We start from the raw sequence: 9,187 nt of genomic DNA, 5'->3' as shown, positions 1-9,187 counted from the left end.
GAGCGCCCTGGGCCTGCGCCTCGGCGTAGAGCGCGGCGCGGACATCTGGCCAGGGCGCGTGTCGGCCGGCCGCAAGGGCGGCGGTGAGGAGTTCGCCGGTGAGCTCGCAGGCGCGGTCTTTCCAAGCAATCCACGATCCCGGCCGCCCCGACAGCTGCTGGGCGGCCATGGCGGCACCGTCGCCGAAGTGGTCGTCGCCTGTCAGCCACGGCATCAGGTGCTTGCCGCACACGACGATCCGGCCCAGCTCGGCTCCGGTGTCGCCGAGGACTGCCACCACGAAGCGGTGCGGATTATCGAGTTTGCATTTACCGACGAACGGCGTGGACACCGGACAGATATCGTCGTGTTGTTCGTCGACGGCGAGGATGCGCAGTTGGGTGGGATCGATGGTGTCGAGCCCGTCGTGGGTCGCGCACCATAGGGCTGCGTAGAACCTGTAGTCCTGGGCCGCGCGGTTCGGATTCTCTGGAAGCCAGCCGCTGCGGCCGTGTTCCCAGCCCCAGCGGTACTGGGTCAGCAGGCCGCTACGCCCGAAGCGGCGCACCAGCCGCACGCCGGGTTCGAGATCTTCGATCTTGGGCGTCGTGGTCCAGGCCACAGGTTCGGCCAAGCGGTGCTCGTGGCGGGCCCATCGGGCAACAGCGAGTGCGCGCGAGGCGCTGTCGCGGCGGATCCAGGCCAGCGCGGTGTCGAGGTCGATCTCGACGGCGCCGATCCAGCGATGCTCGATGGTGTCGCTCTGATGTTTGCGCCCGACCAGCCATCTGCCGGGGTCGAACCGCGATTCGGTCAGCCGGTGGCTGGCGGCGGCGTCGATGATCAGGAAGTCGTTCGCCGCGAATGCGTTCGGGCCGGTGTAGGCGATGACGGATTCGGTGGCCAGCAGCGGGGCAGGGAAGCAGTCCGCGACCTGGGCTGGCGACACGCGTGGACTGTCTGCATGGGGACTTGTCATTCGGGGTCGCCCTCGTCCTCGTTCTCGGCGTTCATGTGCTGGTAGGCGTCGTCGGCGAGTTCAAGTGATGTCTCGCTCAAGTCGTTGATGCCGCCGGAGACCGCTTCGGCGGCTGTTCTCACGAGGCAATCGATGTCTCGGGCGTCGTAGTTCGCGCTGATTCCGAACAGCTGGACCCATCGGGTGCCGGGGTCGTGGGTGTCGGGTGTGTTGCCGGTGAGGTGGGTGATCAGGCCGTGGAGCAGGGTGTAGGTGGTGTGGTCGAGCGGGCGCCGTGTTTGGCACTGCTGTACCAGTGCGTGGTAGAGCTCGCGGTCCTCGCTGGTGTACGTCGGCGCGGGCGGGGTGGGCTGGTCGGGGTCGATCAGGGCGCTGATCAGCGGGGTGATCCGGTCGAGGTAGTTGAAGTCGCGGGCGCTGGCGCCGTCGGAGTCCTCGATGGTGAACGGTTCGGCCTGGTATTCGACCGCGATGTCGCGCAGTGCACCCAGCACGGCGGTGACCGGCTCGGTGCACGGCATCGGGTCGGCGGCCGGTGCTTGCCCGTTGTAGGGGTCGTCGTCGTTGAGGAGTTTGGCGTTGTCGGCGTCGGTGAGCAGGCTGGCGGCGTTTTCGGTGATCGCCTCGCGCACGGTGCTGTAGCCGTCGCGGATCACGGGGACCAGGCGCTCGAGGTGGGTTCGGGTGAGGGTGTATCCGGCTGCGTGGGTGAGCCATTCGTAGGGGATGAGGATGTCTCGGCCGTGGAGGTGAATCGTGGACTGGGCTTTGGCGCTGGTGGTGGTCATGATGATTCGGTCCTTTCAGTCGGTGTAGATGTGGTTGTCGGACTCGGGCGAGTGGCCGAGGTTCGACTGGCCCAGCCGATGCCAGAGCAGGGAGCGGGTGCGCGGCGCACCCGACGGCCCGCGGTAGCCGAGGGTGGGTATGCGCTCGTGTCGGTGGCGTTGCAATGTCGCGGTGCGCCAAAGCATCTCGAAGCCGGGGCGTTTGCGGTCCTCGACGCCGGCGGGACCTGCGACGTAGAAGTGCTCGGCGTGCCCGTCGATGGTGTAGGTGCCGTCGCGGACGATGCGGCGGGTGATGGCGTCCTCGCCGAGTTCGGTGGTGCCGGGCAGCTGTTCGAGGTGGGCGAGCATGTCGGTGCGGGTGCCGTGGGCGATGGCGCGTACGGCACGCCAGCGCACACCCTTCTTGGCCGGGTCGGCGGCGGGTTTGGTCAGGCGCCGCAGTTCGTAGACGGCGTGCTCGCTGGTGTGCAGCGCGGCCCGGAATTGGTCGAGGACCTCGGTCAGCTCGGCCTCGACGATGTAGTCGATCGCGCGGCGGCCGCCGATGAGCCCCTGTTTGGGGTTCAGGCACAGCGCGATGTGCTCGATCCACAGCATCCGCGCACCCGCGGCGGGGTGCTCCCGGAACTTCGCGAAGGTGGCGGCGCGCCCGGCGGCGGTGGCCAGGCTATAGGGGCAGAAGACACATGCTGACTTGATCCATTGCCGCCCAGTGGTTTTCAACAGATATTCTTCGGCCGCGGCGCGGTCCCATTCCCAGTCGATGAGCGGGTATTCGCCGGTGCGCAGGGTGGTGTTGTAGCGGGTGTCCTTGATCGCGCGTGCGAGTTCGGTGGCTTCGTAGCCGATCAGCTGCCGGAAGGGCTGGCCTCGGGTGATGGCGGCTAGGACGGGGTCGATGACCTGTCCTTTTGCGTGCACGCTGCACAGACGCGATCCGCCGGTCTGGGGGATGGTGCCCGCGGTGATCATCTCGTCGGAGAGCCGGTAGTGACCGGAGAAATGCAGCATCTGCGGTGTGCGAGAGTCGTCGAGGACACGGACACCGAGCCCGGCTTTGGTGGTCTTGCGCTGAGAGCGTGCGAGCTGGATGTATCGAATTCCGTTGGCGCGCAATACCGGAAGCACGCAATCAGAGGCGTCCAGGCCGGTCTGGGTCCATTCGTCACCGACCATGGCGGTAACGACACACAATTCCTCGAGCGCCCAATCCCGGACCTCGGGGTGCTCGATCAGATAGAGCAAGGCTGCCGAGGAATCTGCGCCGAGTCCCCAATTGAGGATGATCTTCGGCGGCGGCTCGTCGGCGAGCTGCGCGAGAAGGCCTGCGGCAATGGGTGTTTCGGTCACCGGGTCACCGCCGTCGATTTCCCGCTGTCGGTGTCGATGGCGTAGTTGTAGGGGTCCTGGCCCCGCGCGAGGTCGGAGGCGGTGATGTGATCCTCGGTGCCGGGCTCGCCGATCCAGCTGGCCGGGCTGCCGGGGCAGGCGGGCGCGCCGGGGCCGCCGCGCAGCCAGCCCAGCAGGTTTCCGGTGAGTTCGTAGAGCTGGCCGAACTCGTCGACGACCGCAAACTCGGTGTGCCCGTCGAATTGCTTGTCGGAGTGGTAGTCCCACACGCACACGATCCGGAAGCCGGTCGCGTCGTGGACCCGGTCCATGATCGAGGCGACGTGTGCGGCGGTGAAATCGGCGGGCAGCGCGCCGCGCAGATCGGCGGGCAGTTGCACCGGTGTGGCGGCGGCGGTGGTCGTGAACAGCCATCGGGCAACGGAACTGAGGTTGTTGAGGATGTGCGCCTGGCGACCGTCTTTGTCTTGAAGGCGGTAGTCGGCACGTTCGTCGTCGAAGTTGTAGGCCAGGATCTCGCGCAGGGCACGCACGGTTGCGGGGTCGAGCCCACCGGGTGCGGGCTGGCGGTGCAGCCAGGGCAGGAACTCGACGGCGTGGGCCTGATCGACGGTGATCGTGAGCGCGAGGGTGTCGTCATCGAGTTCGGGGGTGATCCCCGCGGGCAGCTCGGCGAGGCCGGCCGAGCTGAGCCACGCGTCGAGCTGGCGCAGCAGGGTTCCCGCCGCCGGGGCCGGGGCAGCGAGGGTGGTGATAAGGGTGAGGGCGTTGTCGTCGGGGCTGGTGGCGATCGTGCAGCCGGTGCGGCGCAGGCGCTCGGTGAGCTGGTCGAACTCGGGTACGGCCGCGGTGTAGGCGGCGATGTTGGCGTTCACCGTCGCGATGCGATCGACGTGGGTCCGGATGAGTTCACGAGCGCGATCGCGCAGTGCCCGGCTGCGGATGTCGCCCAGGCGGTGCACGGTGAGCTCGCTCGGGCTGGGTTCGGATCGTCCGGCAGCGAATCCGACCTGGCGCTCGGCGCCGAGATCGTCGAGCAGGGTCAGGACGTCGAGGTTGATGTCGATGTTGGCGGCTGGTTTGATGTGGATGCTCCACCCGGCGGGTAGCTTCGTTGCGACCATCGGGCACCTCCTTGGGGTCAAAAATGTTGTCGGATAGGGAAGTTGAAGCGCGGATCGGACCGTCCTCAGGTGCTGGTGTCGTGCGGGCTCACTGCGCCCCGTCTGCGGTCGGCTCGGCGCTGTCCGGGGCAGGGGCCACGGTGAGGTGGATTTGAGGTCCGTGGCGTTGGCCGATGGTGATCACGTTCGGCCCGAGGGAACGGACTTCGATCGGTGGCCAGCCCTGATCGCACAGGCCGGGCAACTTGTCGCAGAGCAGCCGCATGATCCGGGCGACGTCGAGCTCCGGTCCGCCGGGGTAGGGCAACCGACTGAGGGAGACCGCTTTCCAGGTGAGCCGGTGAACCTTGCCCTGCGAGATATTGAGTCGGCGGGCAATCTTGCAGGGCCGCTCACCGCAGATGCGCCCGGCCACGACGCCGTCGAGGAGCTCGTCTTCGGTCTTGGCGACCGAGACCGCGGCGGGTTCGAATGTGTGCGGTGGGTGGGAGTCGCTGTGGCCGTAGAGCTTGAGCAGCAGGGCGCGGGCAGCGGGTGAGGCGTCGGCGAGGTTCTGCTCGCGGGTCGTGCGTTGTTCGTCTGCGTCCTCGGCGGTGCCGCGGCCGGGGTCGATGTGATACTCGGCGACCTCGGTGCACGGCTGGCCATAAGCGAACAGATAGGTGTCGGTGCCGCCGTCGGAGTCTCGATGAATGATCAGTTCGAGAGGCGACGGTGTGTGTAGCGGTGTAGCTGTCATCTGGATCTCCAATCGGGGGAAGGTGTTCCGCGCCCACTGGCGTGGGCGTGAGGTCAAAATGGCTAGGCCGCAGGCGTTCCCGGTATCGCGCCGATCCGCTCGGCATTGCCCATGAACCAGTCGGGCGCTCGTCCGTAACTGCCCTCGGGGTGGGCGCCGACGAAAATCCAGCCCTGGTATGCGTGGGAAACCTTCACCGCGATCCAGCCCTCAGGTGTGCGCCGGATCTCTCCGATCGCCCCTCGAGGTGCCGGGCCGAGACCTCGGGGTCCACCAGCTCGCTCGCATGCCGCGCATCGGTCTTCCTGGGCGGCGTTGAGCTTGACGTCGTCTCTCTTGGCGCGTTGTTCGAGTCCGGGTCCATGGCAGGCGAGAATCAGGTGGGTGTCGGTGACTTCGCGAACGAGGTGTTGTGCTCCCCACCCGGTGGGAATCCACTCGCCGGGCTTCACCGCATCCCAAGTGATCGGGCGGGGCTGGGTGGCGGTCATCTGGTACTCCTGAGTCGATGGTCAAATTTGGTGTCATTGGGGTGCAGGATGTTTCGTGCGTTGCGAGCGTCAGAGGATCTCGAATCGGTCGCCGGTGCGGCGCAGCCGCAGGGGTCGGCTGGTTCCGGGCTTGCGGAGTTCGCGCGCGCTGGCGTTGATGACGGAGAACAACCCGGAGTGCACGTTCTGAACGGCGGTGTAGATGCCGCCGCGCGGGCCGATGAGGGTGGCGGTGAAGGTGCCCATCTGCACGCGGTAGGTGGTGGTGCCGATGGTGAGGGTTTCGGGCGGCTTCGTCACTGAGAGTCTCCGTCGTCAAAAGGCTTGCCGGATAGAGGTGTTCGTGCTGTGCGCTCGGGTCGTGGCAGTTGGGGTCACGTCCCTGTCGATGGCGGGGCTCGATGTGGTGGCCGGGCAGTGGTCGTGCGGTTCGAGGCAGGCGTGGATGCCGAGGGCGGTGATACCGCCGGGCACGCTGGCACAGATCGCGAATGCTCGTGCCAGAGCGGCCAGGGCCGGGCCGCCGAGCTTGCGACCGGCCAGAAGGGCGTCGCTGTGGCTGGAGATCAGGTCGGTGGCCTCGGCGCGGGCGTGGGCGATCGCGGTGTCGGACCATGATCGGATCTCGCTGATAGCCAGGGGGACGCTGAAGGACAGCCAGAGGGCCACGTGTTCGGCGAGCACGGATATCTCGGCGTGAGTGCTTGTCGCGGTGTCGGCTCGGACGACGCGACCGAAGGGGCTGTAGGAGCTGGCCATCATGCCGCCTCTTTGGGGTCGGTCTGGCTGAGCAGTCGCTGTTCGAGTTCGGTTTCGCCGAGGGCGCGGTACAGGTAGGGGATCGACTCGCTGAACCCGCTGTTGTTCATTTCGCTGGCGTCGTTGCAGTGGATGTCGATCACGTCCTCGTCGAGGATTTCGGGGTCGAGGTCGAGTGATTCGGCGAGGTCGATAAGCCGGGCGATCGCGATGTCGTCCGCGTGAGCGGTGGCGACCAGTCGGCGAATGCGTTGCTGCACAGTCGTTGCGCTGGAGTCGCCCCCGGCGGTACGCGAGTCACCGCCGGTGGCTCGTTCGACGTGCTCGAACAGGTCCAGGTCGAGGGGATCGATGGGGAAGCTCAGCGGGCCGAGGTCGGTGGCCAAGCAGAGCATCGGTCGCTGTGGCGGGTCGGTGGGTGAGAGGACGGCGGGTAGGTAGAGAGCCAGCAGCGCCAGTAGGTGGGCGTGGTCGCGGTGGCGTGCGCGGGTCGCGGGGCGGCTGCCCTCGAGCTCGTCTCCGGTCATCGGCCAGCCTCCTGTCGGCTGCCGAGGGTGGCGCTCTGGGTGGAGCGGGGGATGTGGGCGTAGTCGAGTTCGCGCAGGAATCGGGAAGGGTTGGATGTGTTGCGGGACAGCAGTTCCCATGTCGGGCCGAGTGGATAGTGTTCGGCGGGTTCGAGGAATCCGGCGTGCCGGTGGACGACCGCGCGCACGGTGATCGGCTTGGGTGTCGGCTGCTCGGCGATGGCGAGCACGGTGTCACCGGGCCGGAGGCAATCCGGAGCGACTACGACGGTGTCGCGAGTGAGCGCGGGGTCGGTGGAGGGGGTTGACGTCCATGACGACGGCGGTAGCCAGCCGGGGTAGGCCGGTTCGCTGATGACGGTGGGTTCGCTGGCGGGCAGATCCCAGCCGGAGCGTTCGCAGCTCAGCCAGACGCCATCGACGCGCACGAGATCGCCGACGGCGAACAGGCGCAGTTTCCTGCGCTGGTAGGCGAGCGCGAGTGCTTGATCACCGAGTTGGGGCTGTTCGTTTGCCAGGTCGAAGACGCGCTGGGCCACGTCGCCCGGATCGACGAATTCGGTGTCGAGCGACAGTCGGGCGGTGAACACTTCGGTGATCTGGTGGTCGGCGCTGTAGCGGCGGGTGGTCAGCGGCACCGGCGCGCCGTAGGCGTCGAAGGTGACGTTGTGGAAGACCTCGACGAGCGAGCATCCGATCGCGGTGGGCAGGGCGTTGTCGGTCATCGGATGCCTCCGCGGATTTCCACTTTGTCGCCTGCGTGCACGGTGGCGGGGAAGACCCAGCCGTCGAAGCGGACGTAGTGCACGTGAAGAAATCCGATGCCGGACAACGACATTGCCGACTGTCCGCGGTTGCCGGGGAGGGTGTAGCGGATGCGGAGCTGTCCGTCGTAGGTTTCGAGGTCTTGGACTTGGACGCCCGCGACGACGATCCCGTTGGTGCCGATGAAGGTGATGTGGTGGCCGATGAGGTCGGCGGGGGAGTCGATGTCGTGTCCGTTCTTGTTCATGTTCGGCAGGGCGGATTCGCCAGCGGCGGTGGGGATGTCGGTCGCGGGGGTGTGCTGCATGGCGGTGCTCCGTTCGTGGGGTTGGTCATTGGTGTTCATGCGGCGGCGAGGAGGTGGTTGGCGGCGGCTTGCAGGGTTCCGGCGCGCCGGGCGAGGCGGTGGAGGGCGAGAACTTCGCGCAGGACGGGGAGTTCGTGGGCGGTGCCGTCGTCGTGGAGGGTGTCGCCGCAGTGGATGAGGACGTTGGTTCCGCGGTTGTTGGCAAGGCCCCAGGTGATGGCGTTGGCGGCGCTGCATGCGGCGGCGAGTGGGTTGATGTCGGTGCAGTACCAGCGGTAGTCGGCGGGATTGCCGCCGAGCCGGCGAATCTGTTGGGCGGCCGTGCGCAGGAGACCGCCGGTGCCCCCGCAGGGATCGGCGATGCTCGCGCCGTTGGGCGGCAACAAGTCGCGGGAGGGGTAGGCCGCTGCGGCGGCAACCCACTGGTAGAGCATGTGGCCGATCAGGTCGGCCGTGCAGGGTGGGGTGTAGTACTCGCCGCGCTTCTGTTTGTCGCCGGGGGCGCGCATGTAGGTGAGCACGGTGCCCAAGAGATCGGCAGTGTCGCGGCGGGCGGGGTCTTCGGAGCCGGTGAGGTGAAGGATTCCGGCGCGCAGTGCGGTGGCGATGACGGCTCGGATCGCACGGGCGGTCTCGGGAGCCATCTCTTCGTCGTGCAGCCACGCGCGCAGCGGCGCAGCCGCCTGGGTGAGGTAAGGCTGCTCGATCCAGCGCATCGCCCAGACGAGGTGCAATCTGTCGTGGAGCAGCTCGTCGTCGCCTTGCTCCCACAGGTCGGCGACCGCGTGACCGTCGGTGTGAGGGTGGCGGATCAGTGACGCAACGGCGACGGCGCCGAGGAGGATGTCGAGGCGCTGGGAGATGTGTTGTGCGCGGGTGCGCCAAACCTCAGAGACGAGCTCGGTGATACGCAAGCACCGGCCGTGCGCACCGCCGGTGCCGATAGCAGAGAGGTTGCTGTCGGTCATTCCTCAACAATACACCTAACTAGGTGTAAGGTGAGTGAGAATCCTGAGTTGATTATAACGATTGCATATCGCGCAGCGGTTTGCAAATGTCTCGGCCGGGAGTTCCGACCTTTGTACTCTGTTTCTGAATTCATTTGCGCAACAGCATCTTTAACGCTGTCGTGCGTGTATTCTATTGACTGTGAATACATCTAGATTGCGGCTACTGCTACCCGCGCAGCGGGAAGCACGGCAGAGTGATCGCCGTACACTTCGTGATCAGGTTGAACACCGTAAGATGCTGTGTAGCAGCAACTTACGTGTACACAGAGTCGGGTTGCAGTGCGGGGGAGCGTGCGGCGTAGCCGTACGGCTTAGGGAAGATCGTAAGATATTAATTCTGTTGCGTAGCAACAGAATTGAATTGAT

The 9,187-nt window shown here is 66.6% G+C and carries 12 protein-coding genes; all 12 read right to left on the bottom strand.

The window, feature by feature from the left end:
* Positions 1 to 928, bottom strand: a 928-nt coding sequence (locus NA11_RS43370) for a hypothetical protein (protein WP_218023502.1), incomplete at its 3' end; no start/stop codon positions are given.
* Positions 929 to 954: 26 nt separating this feature from the next.
* Positions 955 to 1,746, bottom strand: a complete 792-nt coding sequence (locus tag NA11_RS43365) for a hypothetical protein (protein ID WP_069167954.1) — start codon at positions 1,744 to 1,746, stop codon at positions 955 to 957.
* 15 nt (positions 1,747 to 1,761) lie between these two features.
* Positions 1,762 to 3,099, bottom strand: a complete 1,338-nt coding sequence (locus tag NA11_RS43360) for a hypothetical protein (protein WP_069167953.1) — start codon at positions 3,097 to 3,099, stop codon at positions 1,762 to 1,764.
* Complete coding sequence (locus tag NA11_RS43355; protein ID WP_069167952.1) at positions 3,096 to 4,223, bottom strand: hypothetical protein; 1,128 nt, start codon at positions 4,221 to 4,223, stop codon at positions 3,096 to 3,098. Before NA11_RS43355 ends, NA11_RS43360 begins: the two co-directional genes overlap by 4 nt.
* 88 nt (positions 4,224 to 4,311) lie before the next feature.
* A complete protein-coding gene (locus NA11_RS43350) occupies positions 4,312 to 4,962 on the bottom strand; it encodes a hypothetical protein (protein WP_069167951.1) in 651 nt (216 codons plus the stop codon).
* Between the two features lie 62 nt (positions 4,963 to 5,024).
* Entirely contained in the window at positions 5,025 to 5,453 is a 429-nt protein-coding gene (locus NA11_RS43345; protein ID WP_069167950.1) for a hypothetical protein, read from the bottom strand.
* A 69-nt stretch (positions 5,454 to 5,522) separates the two neighbouring features.
* Positions 5,523 to 5,753, bottom strand: a complete 231-nt coding sequence (locus tag NA11_RS43340) for a hypothetical protein (protein ID WP_069167949.1) — start codon at positions 5,751 to 5,753, stop codon at positions 5,523 to 5,525.
* A gap of 15 nt (positions 5,754 to 5,768) precedes the next feature.
* Entirely contained in the window at positions 5,769 to 6,215 is a 447-nt protein-coding gene (locus NA11_RS43335; RefSeq protein WP_084655599.1) for a hypothetical protein, read from the bottom strand.
* Positions 6,212 to 6,739: a hypothetical protein gene (locus NA11_RS43330; RefSeq protein WP_069167948.1), complete on the bottom strand. Its 528-nt coding sequence runs from the start codon at positions 6,737 to 6,739 to the stop codon at positions 6,212 to 6,214. Before NA11_RS43330 ends, NA11_RS43335 begins: the two co-directional genes overlap by 4 nt.
* A complete protein-coding gene (locus NA11_RS43325) occupies positions 6,736 to 7,464 on the bottom strand; it encodes a hypothetical protein (RefSeq protein ID WP_069167947.1) in 729 nt (242 codons plus the stop codon). The genes NA11_RS43330 and NA11_RS43325 overlap by 4 nt, the downstream gene beginning before the upstream one ends.
* On the bottom strand, positions 7,461 to 7,811 hold the full coding sequence (locus NA11_RS43320; protein ID WP_141718175.1) for a hypothetical protein: 351 nt from the start codon (positions 7,809 to 7,811) through the stop codon (positions 7,461 to 7,463). Before NA11_RS43320 ends, NA11_RS43325 begins: the two co-directional genes overlap by 4 nt.
* Before the next feature lie 35 nt (positions 7,812 to 7,846).
* Positions 7,847 to 8,779 (bottom strand): N-6 DNA methylase, encoded by a 933-nt coding sequence (locus tag NA11_RS43315; RefSeq protein ID WP_069167945.1) that lies wholly within the window; start codon positions 8,777 to 8,779, stop codon positions 7,847 to 7,849.
* Positions 8,780 to 9,187: the final 408 nt, after the last annotated feature.

The organism is Nocardia altamirensis NBRC 108246, from assembly GCF_001612685.1.
Taxonomy (GTDB): Bacteria; Actinomycetota; Actinomycetes; order Mycobacteriales; family Mycobacteriaceae; genus Nocardia; species Nocardia altamirensis.
The sequence above is the reverse complement of the archived record's forward strand: the minus strand, read 5'-3'. Positions and strand labels throughout refer to the sequence as shown.

Excerpts from the sequence above, each read along its gene's own strand:
- NA11_RS43365 (WP_069167954.1), bottom strand. The coding sequence starts at position 1,746 with ATGACCACCACCAGCGCCAAAGCCCAGTCCACGATTCACCTCCACGGC.
- NA11_RS43355 (WP_069167952.1), bottom strand. The coding sequence starts at position 4,223 with ATGGTCGCAACGAAGCTACCCGCCGGGTGGAGCATCCACATCAAACCA.
- NA11_RS43350 (WP_069167951.1), bottom strand. The coding sequence starts at position 4,962 with ATGACAGCTACACCGCTACACACACCGTCGCCTCTCGAACTGATCATT.
- NA11_RS43345 (WP_069167950.1), bottom strand. The coding sequence starts at position 5,453 with ATGACCGCCACCCAGCCCCGCCCGATCACTTGGGATGCGGTGAAGCCC.
- NA11_RS43335 (WP_084655599.1), bottom strand. The coding sequence starts at position 6,215 with ATGATGGCCAGCTCCTACAGCCCCTTCGGTCGCGTCGTCCGAGCCGAC.
- NA11_RS43330 (WP_069167948.1), bottom strand. The coding sequence starts at position 6,739 with ATGACCGGAGACGAGCTCGAGGGCAGCCGCCCCGCGACCCGCGCACGC.
- NA11_RS43325 (WP_069167947.1), bottom strand. The coding sequence starts at position 7,464 with ATGACCGACAACGCCCTGCCCACCGCGATCGGATGCTCGCTCGTCGAG.
- NA11_RS43320 (WP_141718175.1), bottom strand. The coding sequence starts at position 7,811 with ATGCAGCACACCCCCGCGACCGACATCCCCACCGCCGCTGGCGAATCC.
- NA11_RS43315 (WP_069167945.1), bottom strand. The coding sequence starts at position 8,779 with ATGACCGACAGCAACCTCTCTGCTATCGGCACCGGCGGTGCGCACGGC.